The following is a 13,974-nucleotide window of genomic DNA, read 5'->3' as shown; positions in this document are numbered from 1 at the left end:
CCCTGGGTTTCGGTTTGCCCGTGCGGCGCGCGATCAGTGACCGGCGGGAACGGGAACGCTCGAGGATGTGGTGAACCTGTCAAAGAAGACGCGCTCGTTCTCGAAGCCGTTCAGGAACAGCACCGGTTGCAGCGCGTCGATCATGGGGGGTGGGCCGCAGGCATAGACGTCGCCCTCGCCATCGATGCCGAGGGCCTTCAGCCTCGCATCGACGCATTCATGGACGAAGCCGCGTTCGCCCTCCCAGCCGGCATCGCCGCCGGCGTGCGAGAGAACCGGAATGAATTCCAGCTCCGGGTAGCGATCAGTGAGTTGCGCGATGCGATCGAGGTGGAAAAGATCCTCCCGCGTGCGCGCGCCATAGAAGAAATAGACCGGCCGGCTTTCGCCGCTGGCGAGATGATCGTTCAGGATCGACCAGATCGGCGACATGCCGGAGCCGGCGCCGACGAGGATCAGCGGTCCGGCTCGTCCTTCCCGCCGGAAGCAGGTCCCATAGGGTCCGGTGAGGGAGACATCGGCGCCGATTCTGATTCCGCCGCTGTCGAGTTCGCCGGAGAATTTTCCTTCGGGGTATTTCTTGATGATGAAGGAGAGGCTTTTGGCTTGGTCCGGCGTATTTGCCATGGAAAACGAGCGCGTAATCGTCTCCCCTTTTTCCGTGGTGACGGTGATGTCGACATATTGTCCGGCCCAGAACTTGATCGGGGAGTCGAGATCGATCGTGATTCCGCGAATGTCGTGCGTCAGCTTTGCAATCTCGGCGATCCGGCCGTTGAAGGTCCGCACCGCGATCGACCGCGCCAGCACTTCCTCGTCATAGTTGAGGAGTTCGACCTCCATGTCCGAATAGGCGATCGTGCGGCAGAGCAGGATATGGCCGCTTTCGCGCTCCATATCGTTCAGCGCGAAGGTCGAGTATTTCAGCATGTCGACCTCGCCATCCGTCAGGATGCACTTGCAGGCCGAGCACTGGCCCTCCTTGCAGCCATGCGGCAGGGCGATGCCCTGGCGGAAGGCGGCGTTGAGCACCGTTTCGCCGTCCTCGACCTCGAACTCGACACCGACCGGCTCGAGCCTCACCGTATGCGTGCCACCCATCTGGCCCATCTCCCGAAAGTCCATCACGCTCCGGCGGGGCGCCGGAGGTGTCGCGTTGAGAAGGAAGCGGGAGCCGGGGCAACGGCTCCCGCAAGGTCCGCCGGATCAGTTGAACGGCGTGATCGTGAAGCCCGCGCGATATTCGGCGATATGCTTCGCGCGATCCTCCGGGCTCATCTCCCGCAGCAGGGTGAGCGGCGAGAGCAGGGTGTGGCCACGCACGTCATCGAGCGTCCACAGTTCGCTATCCTCGAAGCGCAGATGCGGCTGGGGCACCAGGGTCTTGCCATCGGAGCGGACGAAGTTCAGATCCTTGATCGCATCCGCGAGATCCCAGCCGTGATAGACCGTCTCCCACTCGCGCTTGCCGCTGAAGCGGCCCATCGCGGGGGTCGGGTGGCCCTGATACTCGTCGGCGAAGGCCTCGACCGCGGTCCAGCGATCGAGCTCGTGGGCGAAGGTGTGGAGCTTGCCGTCGATTTCGTCGACCACCATGTCCTCGCGGATCAGGCAGGGGACGAGGCAGCTCCAGCAGCGATGCGGATAGACGTAGCCGACCTCCTCATTGAAGGTGATGACCTTCTCGCCGCGATGGCTGAGCTTGTCGTACCATTTCCAGAAATCGCCGAACTTGGCGTACCAGCCTGGATATTTCTGCTCGAACCACTCGAAGTCGGCCTCGCGCTGGGCCTCGATGCGCCAGAAATTCACCGGCCAGCCGACAGCGAAAAACTGGGCGACGTGGTGGACGTAGAGCTTCTCGGTCAGGCGCTTCCAGGCGGCCTGGACATCGTCGTGGTGCACCTTGATGCCGTATTTCTCAAGCGGCAGCATGTAGGTGCGGTAGTAATCCTCGAAGATCCAGCGGTGCCACATCTCCGCGTAGGATTCCTTCGACTTGTCGCGATTGGTGGTGCCGTATTCGATGAAGGTGCCGATCGCGGCATCGACGATCGCGTGGTTCTGCCAGAAGGCGTAGCGCAGGTCGCGCTCGAGCAGGAGATGATTTTCCGGCTCCTTGAGGGCGGCCATCAGCATCGAGTGTCCGTTGCCGATATGCCGACTCTCGTCGGACTGCACCGAGAGGAAGACGGTCGGCAGCGCGTAGTCGCCGTTGCGGGCGGCCTCGGAGGGCATGGCAACGAACAGCGTGTTGGTGAAGGCGGTTTCAGCGACGACGGTGAGATACATGCAGGCGGCGGTCATCGTGTCGCCGGTGATGAAGCCTTCGCCGAACTGCCGGCCGATCGTGGTCGCATAGCATTTGCCGAAGGCTTCCTCGGTGATGTCGAAGCCCGCCGGATCGATGTAGTTCTCCATGTACCATTTCTTGAGGTTCATCTGGATGGTCGAGTGACGGAATTCGTCGACCATCTGCATCGTGAACCCGGTGCGCAGGTCCTCGCCCGGCGCGAGGCGGGCGACCATCGCCATCGAACGCGCCGCGGAGATTTCCGGGAAGGGGATGATCGCGAGGAACAGCTTCATCCATTCGACCCAGCGCGGCTCGACATTGCGGAACATGTCGCCGCGCAGCGCCGCATCGAGCGCGCCATAGACGCGGTTGTCCTTCTCTTCCTGCATCGGGAAGTAGGAGCGCAGCACCTGCTTCATCGGATCGCGCGGGGCCTTGGTGATCTTGTAGTCGGTCGGGTAGGTCATCGCCTCCTGGACATAGGTCGGATTCCACCCGAGATCGGAAATCTTCCTGGTTGCCTCGCCCACGGATATGCCGCGCTGCGAGGTGATCTTGTTGAGCGTCAGGGACGTCATGTTTTCAAACCTCCACCTTGTTTGCGCCGCGGGTCCCGTGACCCGGGCGGAAAGCGGCTCAGGTGCCGCCGTGCGAGTTTCCGGATGGCCTGCGCCGCGTTGCGGGGCGTTGCCTGCCGGATCCCGGCAAAGGTCTTCGAACGATCCTGATCGGTGACGGCGCAGTGTCGCGCGAAGCCGATCCGGTTTCCTCCGTTCCTTCGTTCTTCTGGCACCGCGCCACGCGCGATGATTTTCTTCTGGACAAATCAGAGCAAATCCCATGCCAAAAGGCCGGCGGGATGGTCATGCGCACGAACGCGGCGGATATCGGAAAGTGCCGACGCAATGCCGCAACGCACAATGTAAAGGAAATTTACATCTGTAAATGACAAGTGTAATACTTGGCATATTTCAAATATAGATGAATATCACTTCAAACAATCAAATTGACTTTCGCCCGCATGGGTGGCTAATTCTCGCCAAGCGACGATCGCCCAGCCGAGGCATGGCGATCGAGGCGAGGAGGCGCAGGTGCCCGACAAACAGCGGCCAGACATGGACCCGACATCCCCGGCGGCAGGCGGCGGAGACGTGACCGAGCAGCTGATCCGGCTGATGTCACGCGACCTGGTGTTCACCATGACCTTTCTCGGCGAAAGCCAGCACCGGATGCAGACGCATTTCGAGAGCTTCATCACCGCCTCGCTTGCGCGCGCCGGGATGAACCAGACCACCCACCCGATGATCCGGCTGTTCGTCGAGCGGCATGCCACGCTGTTGCGCGAGTTCGTGTTTTCCGGCGTCGCCCTGTCGCGACAGTTCGGGATCGGCGAGATCGAGCATCTGATCGGCGATGCTTCGTCGCTGCTGCGGATCGATATCTGGGACCAGCTGCGCAACCATATCGAGATGGCGGAGACGCGGTTCCGCGCGCAGATTCCTGACCTGCCGGGCCAGCTCGCGGATTTCGCCGCACCGGACGCGGCGCGGGGCGAAGCTCCATGACCGGCGCCGATGCCGAGCGGCAGCAACTGCTGCGACGCAGGCTCGCCCTTGTCGGCGCCATCTCCGCGCTGAACGCCGAGGCGCTGCGCACCCTGCAGCAACTGGCCGGGCTCGAGATCGACATGCAGCGGCTTGAGGATGATGCGCGCATGCAGGACTCGGGGTCGCTAAGTGCCGCAAACGGCGAAGCCGCCGCGCTGCGGGAGGCGCAGGCCGATTGCGCGGCGCGGATCGAGGCGGTGGAGGCGGAAATGGCCGAGATCGACCGGCATCTGGCGGCTCTGGCGGGCAATTGAACCGGGGAGACGGGCGATGAACCAGACCGCGACAAAACACCTTACGCTGTTCGACCTGCTGGGCCGCGCCTGGCCATGCGCGGCGCCGGCCGGCCCGCCGCGCTTCAGCGCCGATGGTGCCGCGGTCGCTTTCGGCTGCGCCGACGGCACGGTAACGGTCGTGCCGATCGAGGATCCGGAGCCACCGGAGACGCGGATCCGGGTGAGCGGCGATGTCGGCCAGACGACGATCCGCCCGCGCAGCCGCCCGGCACCGCCCCCCGCCGTATCCGCCGCGCTGCATCAGGATGTGCCCCCCATCGTCGCCGGCGATGAAAGCGGCTTCCTGGTCGGCGCCGGTGATGGCAGCGTGCTGACGCTCGGGCCGGATGGCGCGGTGCGCGGCACGCGCGCGCGGATCGGAACGCCGGTCGTCGCTCTCGATCACGCGCGGGCCGCCTCGCTCACGGCCATCGCCGGCGGGGACGCGGTGCGGCTGTGCCAGGGCGCGGGCGCGCTGTCCGATCCGCTCGCCGATGATGGCGAGGGCGAGGTCGTCGCCATCCGGTTATCGCCTGCGGGACGTCACCTCGCGATCGCGCGCGCGGAAAGCCTGAGCATCGTCGCACTCGATGGGAGCGGCAGGGCGCCGATGGTCTTCGGCCTGCTGTCGCGCCCGCTGTCGCTCGCGTGGCGCGACGACGGGGCCTGGCTCGCCTGCACGCTGGAGGCGGGCGGCTTTCTCATGGTCGATCACGCCGGGGGGCGCAGCGGCACCGTCACCGGCTTTCCGATGGCGACGCGCGATGCGGCCTGGAGCATCCCCGCCGCGTCGATCGTCGCCTCGGGCGCCTATCGCGTCGCCGCCTGGTCGATGGCGACGCCGCCGCTCGATGGCGACATGACCGGCGCGCTGGTGAGCGGCCGGGCCGGGCTGGTGGCGGTGGAGAGTATCGCCGCCCATCCGGCGCGGCCGCTGGTTGCGGCCGGCTACGCCAACGGCCAGATCCTGCTCGTCCAGATCGGCGGGCGGGATGAAGTGCTCATCCGCCCCGAGGGCGGCGCGGTGACAGCGCTCGGCTGGTCGGACGACGGCCACCATCTCGCCGCCGCTGGCGCGGATGGAATGGTGAGCATCACCACGTTTCCGGAGCGGATGTTCAAATGACCGGCGACTCAGGAAGGGAGACCGAGATGCAAATGGAGATGAACGACGAGCAGCGCAGCAAGGACGCGTACTTCCAGCGGGTTGCCGCGCTTGCCGAGGAAATGGTGGCGCGCCACGGACCTGATTTCACGATGGGGACGCTGGTGCTGGCCGCACGCTGGATCGCCGAGAACAGGATTGGCGGCGGCACGCCTCCCGCCTGAGCCGGATCAGGGAGACCGCCGGCGGTAGATGATGCATGCCGCGCGCAGCAGCGAGGCGAGATTGGCGATGTCGCCCAGCCAATCCACCGCTTCGTCATGCAACTGCGCGATGAGGCGGGGAACCGAAACGCCCTCGGCGGCGGCAATTTCATCCAGCGTGACCCAGAACACGCCTTCGAGCCGCACGCTGGTCGAACGGCCGGCCAGCCGGATCGAGCGGCTGGTCTGGGCGAAATGCCCCGGGTTCTGCCCCTGCAACAGATTGCACATCGTTCCTCCCCGAAGGCGCCTTGCGGCCAGGCGCCCGCGCCGGGCGGCCTGCCCGGCTTCGGATGTTTCAAAGCAAAAGCAATGCCAGACGCGCGGGGCGGCATGCATCGGGGCGCCGGCGGTGGTGCGGTGTTCTGAAACGGAACGAATGCGTACCGGCGCTGTTCTGCTTCCGGCCATGACATGCTGAACCGCCCGAACACCGCCTGCCGGAGAGGTTTGGGAAGAAGCTGCCGGCAGCCTATACAGCGCCGATGCAACCCGCGCCGGCCGCCCCGGCGCCGAACAGGAGGGACTGCGCATGGCCAAGGCGATCCACAGCATGATCCGCGTGCTCGACGAGGCGCGCTCGGTTGCGTTCTACGAGCAGGCGTTCAGTCTTGCGATCGCCGACCGGCTCGATTTCGACACGTTCACGCTGGTCTATCTGCGCAACGCGGAAAATGATTTCGAACTCGAACTGACGATCAACAAGGGCTGGGCCGAGCCCTATGCGCTCGGCGACGGCTATGGCCATATCGCCTTCTGCGTCGACGATCTCGATGCCGAGCACGCACGCTTCGAGGCGGCAGGCTGGGCGCCGCGCAAGATCGTCGAGTTCAAGCGCGACGGCGCCCTGCTCGCGCGGTTTTTCTTCGTTGCCGACCCGGATGGATACCAGATCGAGGTGCTGCAACGCCACGGCCGCTATCGCTGAGCGGCCGGGACACCCTCAGCGGAAGGCGCAGCCCGGTTTCACCCCGAGCCGCCGCAGCAGCATGGCGGCGGGGCAGAAACCGGTGATGCCGGCCTGGAACAGGTTGAGCCCCACCAGTGCGGTGAGGACGTAGAACCATGGGCTGACCAGCCAGGCCAGCACGAGGCTGAGCAGCACCATGAAGCCCGCGAAGCTGAGAACGGTCTTGTCCACATTCATGATTACATGTCCCTTGTCCTGGAGCACTTTCCGATCCTGTTGGATCGGATGCAGTGCTCTATGATATTCATTAACAGAGCATCTTTATCCGGTCAGATGACTCCATCTGCTCGGATGGGGCTCTGAAAATCACGCGGCCGCCGCGAGGTGACGGCGCGCGAAATCGACGATGGCCTGCGCGCTCATGGCCCCGGCGCTCTGGCCGATCACCTGGCCGCCCCTGAGCAGGAACAGCGACGGGATGCCGCGCACGCCGAGGCGGGAGGAGACCTCCGGCGCCTCGTCGGCATTGAGTTTGAGCAGCCGGACCTCCGGTTCCAGGATCGCCGCCGCCTGCTCGAATTGCGGCGCCATCATCCGGCACGGTCCGCACCACGGCGCCCAGACATCGAGCAGAAGGGGAATCCCGTCCCGCTCGGCGTGGCGCTCGAAGCCGGCCTGGTCGATCGCGACGGGATGGCCGTCGAACAGCTTGCGATGGCAGGCGCCGCATTGCGCGGCGCGGGCCGGGCGCGCCGGCGGGATGCGGTTCACCGCGCCGCAATGCGGACAGACGATATGGGTCGCGTCAGCCATGGCCCGCTCCTTTCGCTGACTTGCGGTCGTTGTGATGAAGCTTGTGGATATTGAGCTGCTTCATCAGGAAGCGCTCGTAGAAGGGCTCGCTCTCGCCGGCGCGGATCTTGCGGAGGAAATATTTCTCGAAGCCGATCTTGGCGAGATGCACCCAGGCGCCGGTCGAGGCCCAGTTGACGTCGCGCGGCGGGATCTGCGGCTGGGCGACGAAGGCCACGCCGCCATCGCCGAAATCGGCGAGGCAGACGGCGTTCCACGTCGCCCGCGCGTGCGGCGCCTCGCCGCGCAGCAGCGCGCCGATGTTATGCGCCGTGGCGGTGACCATCGACTCGATCATGAACCCGGTTTTCGGCACGCCGACCGGCACCGACGTCTTGCCCACGGGCGGGATCGCGACACAGACGCCGACGCCGAAGACGTTCGGATAGGCCGGATTGCGCTGGTGCTCGTCGATCAGCACAAAGCCGCGCGGATTGACCAGCCCCTCGATGCCGCGCAGCGCCGGCACGCCGCGAAAGGCGGGCAGGAACATGGTGAAGCGGCTGGGCAGGTCGTGGGTCGCGATCGTCTGGCCGTCGGTGTCGACTTCCTCGGCCACGACCTTTTCCGCGTCCACCGCGGCGATCTTCGCGTTGGTGATCCACTTGATGTGGCGATGGCGCAACTCGCTCTCCATCAGCGACTTGGTGTCGCCCACGCCATCGAGCCCGAGATGGCCGATATAGGGTTCGGAGGTGACGAAGGTCATCGGCACCTTGCTGCGCAGGCGGCGCTTGCGCAGCTCGCGATCGAGGATGAAGGCGAATTCGTAGGCCGGGCCGAAGCAGGATGCGCCCTGCACCGCGCCGACCACGACCGCCCCCGGATTGGCGCAGAAGCGCTCGAACGCCTCGAAGGCGGACGCGGCGTGATCGGTCTGGCAGATCGAGACCGTGTTCCGCTCCGGGCCGCAGCCGGGAATCTCGTCGAAGGCGAGTTCGGGGCCAGTAGCGATGATCAGATAGTCGTAGGGGATGCTGTCGCCGCCATTCAGCTCGACGCGGTTTTCGGCAGGGTGCACACGGGCGGCGCCCTCGGTGCGGAAGGTGATGTTCTTGCGGCGCGTCACCTTGTCGAGCGAGACCTCGATATCCGCGCGGTCGCGCCAGCCGACGGCGACCCAGGGGTTCGACGGCGTGAACTGGAACGTGTTCCGCTCGCCGATCAGGGTAATCCTGTCTTCCGGCCGGATCTGTCCCGCGGTTTCGAACGCGGCGAGCGTGCCGCCGAGCCCCGCGCCAAGGACCACAATCTCTGCCATGCTTTCCTGCCTTTCCGAACGCTCCGGCGAAGGCGGCGCTCCGCCGCGCCCGGGGCGATGTTAATTGGTTTGCGGCGACGCCGGCTTGACCTGGATCAACGCCCGCGCGGACAGCCGGGAGAACACTGCCGCTGCGGTGCGGCCGGACGTTCCGGCGCCGCCACAATTGACAATATATGCATATATTCGTATATACGCAAGTATGAAACTGGATGTCGACGCGATGAACCTGGCGGCCGATGAAGCCAGCGATCTGCTGAAATCGCTGGCCAACCGGCATCGCCTGCTCATTCTCTGCCAGCTGCTCGACGGCGAGCGGTCGGTGGGCGAGCTGGTCGCGTTCCTGCAGATCCGCGACAGCGCGGTCTCCCAGCACCTGGCGCTGCTGCGCAAGGACGGGCTGGTGACCGCACGGCGCGAGGGGCAGAGCATCCGGTATTCCATCGCCAGCGCACCGGCCCGCACCGTGATTGCGGCCCTTGCCGGAATTTATTGTAGTCCGGAGGGTGCGACCTGCGCGGCGCCCGATCCTTCATCGACAACGGAGATTTCGACATGACGACACCTACACCTCTGCGCGACCTCGACCCTGCCACCGTGCATGACGACCTGCGCGCCGGCCGCATCCTGCTGGTCGATGTGCGCGAACCGCAGGAATTCGCGGTGGAGCGCATTCATGGCGCGATGCTGTTTCCGCTCTCCACCTTCGATCCGGCGATGTTGCCGCAGGACCCCGGCAAACCGATCGTGTTTCAGTGCGGCTCGGGCAAGCGCTCGGCGATGGCGGCGGCGAAGTGTCGCGAGGCCGGCCTTGCGGTGAATGCCCATCTCGCCGGCGGCATGATGGCGTGGAAAGCGGCGGGGATGCCGTATGTCGCGCTCGATTCCGCCACCGGCCAGGTGATCGACCGCCGCTGACCTCCCGCCATCGCGCCGCCCCGGACAAGGAACGCCAGCATGCCCCGCCCGCTCTCCCTTCCCGCCCTGCTGCTGCCGCTCCTGCTCCTGTTCGGGGCGGCGCCGGCAGGTGCCGCAACGCCCGCGGCGACCTTCACCGTCGCCGCCCGCATGGTGCCGGACCAGAAGGCCGTGTTCGCCACCGTCGAAAGCCGCAACGTGGTGCCGGCGCGCACGCGGATCGGCGGGACCGTCGCCGCCCTGACGGTGCATGACGGCGACAGCGTGACGGCGGGGCAGGTCATCGCCACCGTGCACGACCGGAAGCTCGAATTGCAGATCAAGGCGCTGGACGCCGAGATCGCGGGGTTGCGGGCGAGCCTCGTCCAGGCGCAGACCGATCTACGGCGCACCACGGCGCTGGCGCATAGCGGCGCGGTGTCGCGCCAGCAGCTCGACCAGGCGCGGACGGCGGTGGATGTTGCCGCCAGCACGCTCCGCGCGCGGATCGCGCAGCGCGCCGTGGCCGCCCAGCAGCAGGACGAGGGCGCGGTGCTGGCGCCGATCGCCGGGCGGGTGCTCAGCGTGCCGGTGACCGATGGCACGGTGGTGCTGCCGGGCGACACGGTCGCAACCGTCGCCGAGCAGAATTTCATTCTCCGCCTCAGGATTCCCGAACGGCACGCGCTGCATCTGAAGGTGGGCGACATGGTGCGGCTGGATGGCGGCGAATTCGGCCTGGCGGGGGCGCAATTCGGCCGCATCACCCTGGTCTATCCGCAGATCGTCGCCGGGGATGTGCGCGCCGATGCCGAGGTGAAGGGGATCGGCAGCTATTTCGTGGGCGAACGCGTGCGGGTTTTTGTGCCGGCAGGTGAGCGGCGGACGATCGTGGTGCCGTCCGGCTTCGTGTTCACCCGTTTCGGCCAGGATTATGTGAGGCTGCGGCAGAAGGATGGCAGCGTGATCGACGCACCGGTGCAGCTTGGGTTGCCGCTGCCGACCCGCGCGATGCCCGACGGGGTGCAGATCCTTGCCGGCCTCGTGCCGGGCGACGTGCTGGTGCGGCCGTGAGGCTCGGCATTTCCGGGCGGCTCGCCCGCGCCTTCATCCGCTCGCCGCTGACGCCGCTGTTCCTGCTCGCGGCGCTGGCCGCCGGGCTGGTCGCCATCACCACCATTCCGCGCGACGAGGACCCGCAGATCCATGTCCCGATGGTGGACGTGATGGTGCAGGCGAACGGGCTGAAGGCGGCCGACGCCGCGGAACTCGTGACCAAGCCGCTGGAGACGATCCTGAAGGCGATCCCCGGCGTCGAGCATATCTACAGCCAGACCCGCGACGACCAGGTGCTGGTCACCGCCCGCTTCCGGGTGGGGACCAACGAGGATGCCGCGGTGGTGCGGGTGAACGACAAGATCCGCGCCAACATGAACCGCATCCCGATCGGCATTCCGCCGCCGCTGGTGGTCGGGCGCGGGATCGACGATGTCGCGATCCTCACCCTCACCCTCGCGCCGAAACCGGGGGCGGCGACACACTGGACCCAGGGCGCGCTGTCGCAGATCGCGACCAAGCTGCAGGACCAGCTGATCAAGGTTCCGAATGTCGGGCTCAGCTACATCGCCGGATCGGACCCGATGCAGATCCGCGTCGAGCCGGAACCGGACAAGCTGATGCTCTATGGCGTGACGCTGCAGCAGCTCGCTTCACGGGTGGCCGACGCCAATCGCAGCTTCATCGCCGGCCGCGTGTTCGACCGCGGCGGGCTGCGCGACGTGGCCGCGGGGCAGACGCTGTTCGGCGTGCCGGATATCGGCCTGCTGCTGATCACCACGCGGGACGGGCGGCCGGTCTATCTGCGGGATGTCGCCCATGTCGTCGTCGGGCCGGCGCCGTTGCAGAGCCATGTCTTCGCCATCACGCATGATGCCGGGCACTGGCGCACGGCGCCGGCGGTGACGGTGGCGCTGGCCAAGCGCGCGGGCAGCAACGCCGTGGTGGTGGCCGACGCCGCGCTGACGCGGGTGAAGAGCCTCGAAGGCTCGCTGATCCCCTCCGACATCTCGGTGCAGGTCACGCGGGATTACGGGCGCACCGCCAACGAGAAGGCGAACGAACTGCTGTTCCATCTCGGGCTGGCGACGATTTCCATCGTCGTGCTGATCGCCTTCGCGGTGGGCTGGCGCGAGGCGGTGGTGACGCTGGTGGTGATTCCGACGACCATTCTCGCCACCGTGTTCGCCTCGGAAATGATGGGCTACTCGATCAACCGGGTGAGCCTGTTCGCGCTGATCTTCGCCATCGGCATCCTGGTGGACGACGCGATCGTGGTGGTGGAGAACATCGCGCGGCACTGGGCGATGCCGGATACGCGCTCGCGCCGGCGGGCGGCGATCGAGGCGGTGGCGGAAGTGGGCAACCCGACGGTGGTCGCGACGCTGACGGTGATCGCGGCGCTGCTGCCGATGCTGTTCGTCTCGGGTCTGATGGGGCCGTACATGGCGCCGATCCCGGTGAACGCCTCGGCGGCGATGATGTTCTCGTTCTTCGCCGCGATGATCATCGCCCCGTGGCTGATGTACAAGCTGGCCGGGCGCGACCGCTTCACCGAGGAAGACCGGGCCGGAGACATCGAGTTTCTCGAACTGACCACCCCTGCCCTCGCCCATGAGGCGGGGGTGGCGGCGGCGCATCCGGACCGGCTGGGGCGGCTCTACCGCGCCGTTGCCGCGCCGATCCTGCGCACACGGCGGCGCGCCGGGCTGTTTCTCGCCCTGGTTGGCATCGCCACCATCGCCGCCTGCGCGATGTTCTATACCGAGGCGGTGACGGTGAAGCTGCTGCCGTTCGACAACAAGTCGAGCCTGAACGTGCTGATCGACCTGCCCGCCGGCAGCGCCGTGCAGCAGACCGAGCAGACGCTGTTCGCCGCCGCGCGGATCGCCGGGACGATGCCGGAGGTGCGGTCCATGCAGGTGTATGCCGGCACGCCGCAGCCCTTCGATTTCAACGGGCTGGTGCGGCATTATTACCTGCGCGACCAGCCCTGGCAGGGCGACCTGCACGTGATGCTGTCGCCCAAGGGCGAGCGGTCGCAGCAGAGCCACCAGATCGCGGGCGAGCTGCGCCGGCGCCTGCTCAGGCGCCTGGCGCTGCCGAAGGGAGCTGTGCTGAAAGTGGTCGAGGCGCCGCCGGGCCCGCCGGTCTTTGCCACCCTGCTCGCCGAGATTTACGGCCCGGACGAGGCGACGCGGCTCGCGGTCGCACAGGAGGTCAAGAAGCTGTTCAGGAAGGTGCCCTACATCGTCGATGTCGACGATTCCTGGGGGCATCGGCAGAAGCAGCTGCATATCGCGATCGACCAGGACCGGCTGGAATATTTCGGCGTGCGGCAGGCCGATGTCTATGACACGATCCAGGATCTCTTCGGCGGCATGAAGGTCGGCTATTCCTATCGCGGCGAGAACAGACTGCCGATCGAGATCGCGATCGGCCTGCCCAATCGGGCGCTCGACTGGAGCCAGCAACTGGCGGATACGCCGGTGCCGGCCAACGCAGTGCCGGCGGACAAGTCGGTCGTCGAACTCGGGCAGGTGGTGCATGTGACGCGCAGCGAGGGCTCGCGCGTGCTCTACCGGCGCGACGGGCATTTCGCCGACATGGTCACCGCCGAGCTGGACGGAAAGTTCGAGGCACCGATCTATGCGATGTTCGCGGTGGACAAGCTGATCAACCAGCATGACTGGGGAAAGCTGCCGAAACCTGTGATCAGCTTCCGCGGCCAGCCGGCGAGCGAGGCGCACCCGACCCTGCTCTGGGATGGCGAATGGGAGATCACCTATGTCACGTTCCGCGACATGGGGGCGGCGTTCCTCGTCGCGCTGCTCGGCATCTATGTTCTGGTGGTGGCACAGTTCCGCAGCTTCAAGGTGCCGCTGCTGGTGCTCACCCCGGTGCCGCTGACGCTGATCGGCATCATGCCCGGGCACTGGCTGCTGCACGCGCAGTTCACCGCGACCTCGATGATCGGCTTCATCGCGCTGGCCGGCATCATCGTGCGCAACTCGATCCTGCTGGTGGACTTCATCCGCCACGGCGCGCGGCCGGGGCTGACACTGCGCGAGGTGCTGCTGGAGGCCGGCGCCATCCGCTTCCGGCCGATCCTGCTGACAGCGCTCGCGGCGATGATCGGCGCCTCGACGATCCTGCTCGACCCGATCTTCCAGGGCCTGGCGATCTCGCTGCTGTTCGGCCTCGCCTCGTCCACCCTGCTGACGGTGCTGGTGATCCCGGCGATCTACGTGGTGATGCGCGACCCGGACCGGATCGTGTCCTGACCGGCTCCTGACCCGTCGCCCGGCGCGCCGCTGCGTGCCGGGCGCATTCCTGCTGCGAACAAAATGCGTGCCGGTATGAGCTGCCGATTATTTATGATGGTTCAAACGCATGAGATGATGTTTCATACATGATTTCTTCCGGTCAGTTGAAGGCGGCGCGCGCCCTGC

The 13,974-nt window shown here is 66.4% G+C and carries 16 protein-coding genes; 10 read left to right on the top strand and 6 right to left on the bottom strand.

Annotated elements, in window-relative coordinates; translation table 11 throughout:
* Nucleotides 1-33: 33 nt before the first annotated feature.
* Together ACIDOCELLA78_RS000000103110 and ACIDOCELLA78_RS000000103105 are read right to left on the bottom strand one after the other, a co-directional pair.
* Nucleotides 34-1,101, bottom strand: a complete 1,068-nt coding sequence (locus tag ACIDOCELLA78_RS000000103110; protein ID WP_249675573.1) for an NADH:ubiquinone reductase (Na(+)-transporting) subunit F — start codon at nucleotides 1,099-1,101, stop codon at nucleotides 34-36.
* 105 nt (nucleotides 1,102-1,206) lie between these two features.
* On the bottom strand, nucleotides 1,207-2,874 hold the full coding sequence (locus tag ACIDOCELLA78_RS000000103105) for an aromatic/alkene/methane monooxygenase hydroxylase/oxygenase subunit alpha (protein ID WP_201728338.1): 1,668 nt from the start codon (nucleotides 2,872-2,874) through the stop codon (nucleotides 1,207-1,209).
* 62 nt (nucleotides 2,875-2,936) lie between these two features.
* Between ACIDOCELLA78_RS000000103105 and ACIDOCELLA78_RS000000103100 the strand changes: the two genes are divergently transcribed.
* The 5 genes from ACIDOCELLA78_RS000000103100 (at nucleotide 2,937) to ACIDOCELLA78_RS000000103080 (ending at nucleotide 5,507) form a co-directional block, all read left to right on the top strand.
* On the top strand, nucleotides 2,937-3,245 hold the full coding sequence (locus ACIDOCELLA78_RS000000103100) for a hypothetical protein (protein ID WP_201728337.1): 309 nt from the start codon (nucleotides 2,937-2,939) through the stop codon (nucleotides 3,243-3,245).
* 142 nt (nucleotides 3,246-3,387) lie between these two features.
* The gene (locus tag ACIDOCELLA78_RS000000103095; RefSeq protein ID WP_249675570.1) at nucleotides 3,388-3,861 is read left to right on the top strand and encodes a hypothetical protein; all 474 of its coding nucleotides are present in this window, start codon (nucleotides 3,388-3,390) and stop codon (nucleotides 3,859-3,861) included.
* Nucleotides 3,858-4,157, top strand: coding sequence for a hypothetical protein (locus tag ACIDOCELLA78_RS000000103090; protein WP_201728336.1), 300 nt, complete (start codon nucleotides 3,858-3,860; stop codon nucleotides 4,155-4,157). The genes ACIDOCELLA78_RS000000103095 and ACIDOCELLA78_RS000000103090 overlap by 4 nt, the downstream gene beginning before the upstream one ends.
* Before the next feature lie 16 nt (nucleotides 4,158-4,173).
* Nucleotides 4,174-5,304, top strand: coding sequence for a WD40 repeat domain-containing protein (locus tag ACIDOCELLA78_RS000000103085; protein ID WP_201728335.1), 1,131 nt, complete (start codon nucleotides 4,174-4,176; stop codon nucleotides 5,302-5,304).
* Nucleotides 5,305-5,330: 26 nt separating this feature from the next.
* Complete coding sequence (locus tag ACIDOCELLA78_RS000000103080) at nucleotides 5,331-5,507, top strand: hypothetical protein (RefSeq protein WP_214006277.1); 177 nt, start codon at nucleotides 5,331-5,333, stop codon at nucleotides 5,505-5,507.
* A 6-nt stretch (nucleotides 5,508-5,513) separates the two neighbouring features.
* Here ACIDOCELLA78_RS000000103080 and ACIDOCELLA78_RS000000103075 read toward each other — a convergent pair whose 3' ends face one another.
* Complete coding sequence (locus tag ACIDOCELLA78_RS000000103075; RefSeq protein WP_201728334.1) at nucleotides 5,514-5,777, bottom strand: ribbon-helix-helix domain-containing protein; 264 nt, start codon at nucleotides 5,775-5,777, stop codon at nucleotides 5,514-5,516.
* A gap of 301 nt (nucleotides 5,778-6,078) precedes the next feature.
* Between ACIDOCELLA78_RS000000103075 and ACIDOCELLA78_RS000000103070 the strand changes: the two genes are divergently transcribed.
* On the top strand, nucleotides 6,079-6,474 hold the full coding sequence (locus tag ACIDOCELLA78_RS000000103070) for a VOC family protein (RefSeq protein WP_201728333.1): 396 nt from the start codon (nucleotides 6,079-6,081) through the stop codon (nucleotides 6,472-6,474).
* A 15-nt stretch (nucleotides 6,475-6,489) separates the two neighbouring features.
* On the opposite strand, the gene ACIDOCELLA78_RS000000103065 is transcribed toward ACIDOCELLA78_RS000000103070, so the two are convergent.
* From ACIDOCELLA78_RS000000103065 to ACIDOCELLA78_RS000000103055, 3 genes are all read right to left on the bottom strand, one after another.
* The gene (locus tag ACIDOCELLA78_RS000000103065; protein ID WP_249675568.1) at nucleotides 6,490-6,693 is read right to left on the bottom strand and encodes a DUF2892 domain-containing protein; all 204 of its coding nucleotides are present in this window, start codon (nucleotides 6,691-6,693) and stop codon (nucleotides 6,490-6,492) included.
* A 129-nt stretch (nucleotides 6,694-6,822) separates the two neighbouring features.
* A complete protein-coding gene (locus ACIDOCELLA78_RS000000103060; RefSeq protein WP_201728331.1) occupies nucleotides 6,823-7,269 on the bottom strand; it encodes a thioredoxin domain-containing protein in 447 nt (148 codons plus the stop codon).
* The gene (locus ACIDOCELLA78_RS000000103055) at nucleotides 7,262-8,569 is read right to left on the bottom strand and encodes an NAD(P)/FAD-dependent oxidoreductase (RefSeq protein WP_201728330.1); all 1,308 of its coding nucleotides are present in this window, start codon (nucleotides 8,567-8,569) and stop codon (nucleotides 7,262-7,264) included. Before ACIDOCELLA78_RS000000103055 ends, ACIDOCELLA78_RS000000103060 begins: the two co-directional genes overlap by 8 nt.
* An 85-nt stretch (nucleotides 8,570-8,654) precedes the next feature.
* On the opposite strand from ACIDOCELLA78_RS000000103055, the gene ACIDOCELLA78_RS000000103050 reads away from it, so the two are divergent.
* The 4 genes from ACIDOCELLA78_RS000000103050 to ACIDOCELLA78_RS000000103035 are packed head-to-tail and all read left to right on the top strand — an operon-like array spanning nucleotide 8,655 to nucleotide 13,806.
* Nucleotides 8,655-9,128 carry a helix-turn-helix transcriptional regulator gene (locus tag ACIDOCELLA78_RS000000103050; protein WP_249675565.1) on the top strand — a complete coding sequence of 158 codons (474 nt, stop codon included), beginning with the start codon at nucleotides 8,655-8,657 and terminating at the stop codon, nucleotides 9,126-9,128.
* Nucleotides 9,125-9,487, top strand: a complete 363-nt coding sequence (locus tag ACIDOCELLA78_RS000000103045; RefSeq protein WP_201728329.1) for a rhodanese-like domain-containing protein — start codon at nucleotides 9,125-9,127, stop codon at nucleotides 9,485-9,487. The genes ACIDOCELLA78_RS000000103050 and ACIDOCELLA78_RS000000103045 overlap by 4 nt, the downstream gene beginning before the upstream one ends.
* A 39-nt stretch (nucleotides 9,488-9,526) precedes the next feature.
* Nucleotides 9,527-10,540 (top strand): efflux RND transporter periplasmic adaptor subunit, encoded by a 1,014-nt coding sequence (locus tag ACIDOCELLA78_RS000000103040; RefSeq protein WP_201728328.1) that lies wholly within the window; start codon nucleotides 9,527-9,529, stop codon nucleotides 10,538-10,540.
* Entirely contained in the window at nucleotides 10,537-13,806 is a 3,270-nt protein-coding gene (locus ACIDOCELLA78_RS000000103035) for an efflux RND transporter permease subunit (RefSeq protein ID WP_201728327.1), read from the top strand. Before ACIDOCELLA78_RS000000103040 ends, ACIDOCELLA78_RS000000103035 begins: the two co-directional genes overlap by 4 nt.
* The last annotated feature ends 168 nt before the right edge of the window (nucleotides 13,807-13,974 follow it).

The sequence above is a fragment of the Acidocella sp. C78 genome (genome assembly GCF_907164655.1).
Note: the sequence above shows the minus strand (reverse complement) of the source record. Positions and strands in the feature narration are given on the sequence as shown.

Excerpts from the sequence above, each read along its gene's own strand:
- ACIDOCELLA78_RS000000103110 (WP_249675573.1), bottom strand. The coding sequence starts at position 1,101 with ATGGGTGGCACGCATACGGTGAGGCTCGAGCCGGTCGGTGTCGAGTTC.
- ACIDOCELLA78_RS000000103105 (WP_201728338.1), bottom strand. The coding sequence starts at position 2,874 with ATGACGTCCCTGACGCTCAACAAGATCACCTCGCAGCGCGGCATATCC.
- ACIDOCELLA78_RS000000103090 (WP_201728336.1), top strand. The coding sequence starts at position 3,858 with ATGACCGGCGCCGATGCCGAGCGGCAGCAACTGCTGCGACGCAGGCTC.
- ACIDOCELLA78_RS000000103085 (WP_201728335.1), top strand. The coding sequence starts at position 4,174 with ATGAACCAGACCGCGACAAAACACCTTACGCTGTTCGACCTGCTGGGC.
- ACIDOCELLA78_RS000000103080 (WP_214006277.1), top strand. The coding sequence starts at position 5,331 with ATGCAAATGGAGATGAACGACGAGCAGCGCAGCAAGGACGCGTACTTC.
- ACIDOCELLA78_RS000000103075 (WP_201728334.1), bottom strand. The coding sequence starts at position 5,777 with ATGTGCAATCTGTTGCAGGGGCAGAACCCGGGGCATTTCGCCCAGACC.
- ACIDOCELLA78_RS000000103070 (WP_201728333.1), top strand. The coding sequence starts at position 6,079 with ATGGCCAAGGCGATCCACAGCATGATCCGCGTGCTCGACGAGGCGCGC.
- ACIDOCELLA78_RS000000103065 (WP_249675568.1), bottom strand. The coding sequence starts at position 6,693 with ATGAATGTGGACAAGACCGTTCTCAGCTTCGCGGGCTTCATGGTGCTG.
- ACIDOCELLA78_RS000000103060 (WP_201728331.1), bottom strand. The coding sequence starts at position 7,269 with ATGGCTGACGCGACCCATATCGTCTGTCCGCATTGCGGCGCGGTGAAC.
- ACIDOCELLA78_RS000000103055 (WP_201728330.1), bottom strand. The coding sequence starts at position 8,569 with ATGGCAGAGATTGTGGTCCTTGGCGCGGGGCTCGGCGGCACGCTCGCC.
- ACIDOCELLA78_RS000000103045 (WP_201728329.1), top strand. The coding sequence starts at position 9,125 with ATGACGACACCTACACCTCTGCGCGACCTCGACCCTGCCACCGTGCAT.
- ACIDOCELLA78_RS000000103040 (WP_201728328.1), top strand. The coding sequence starts at position 9,527 with ATGCCCCGCCCGCTCTCCCTTCCCGCCCTGCTGCTGCCGCTCCTGCTC.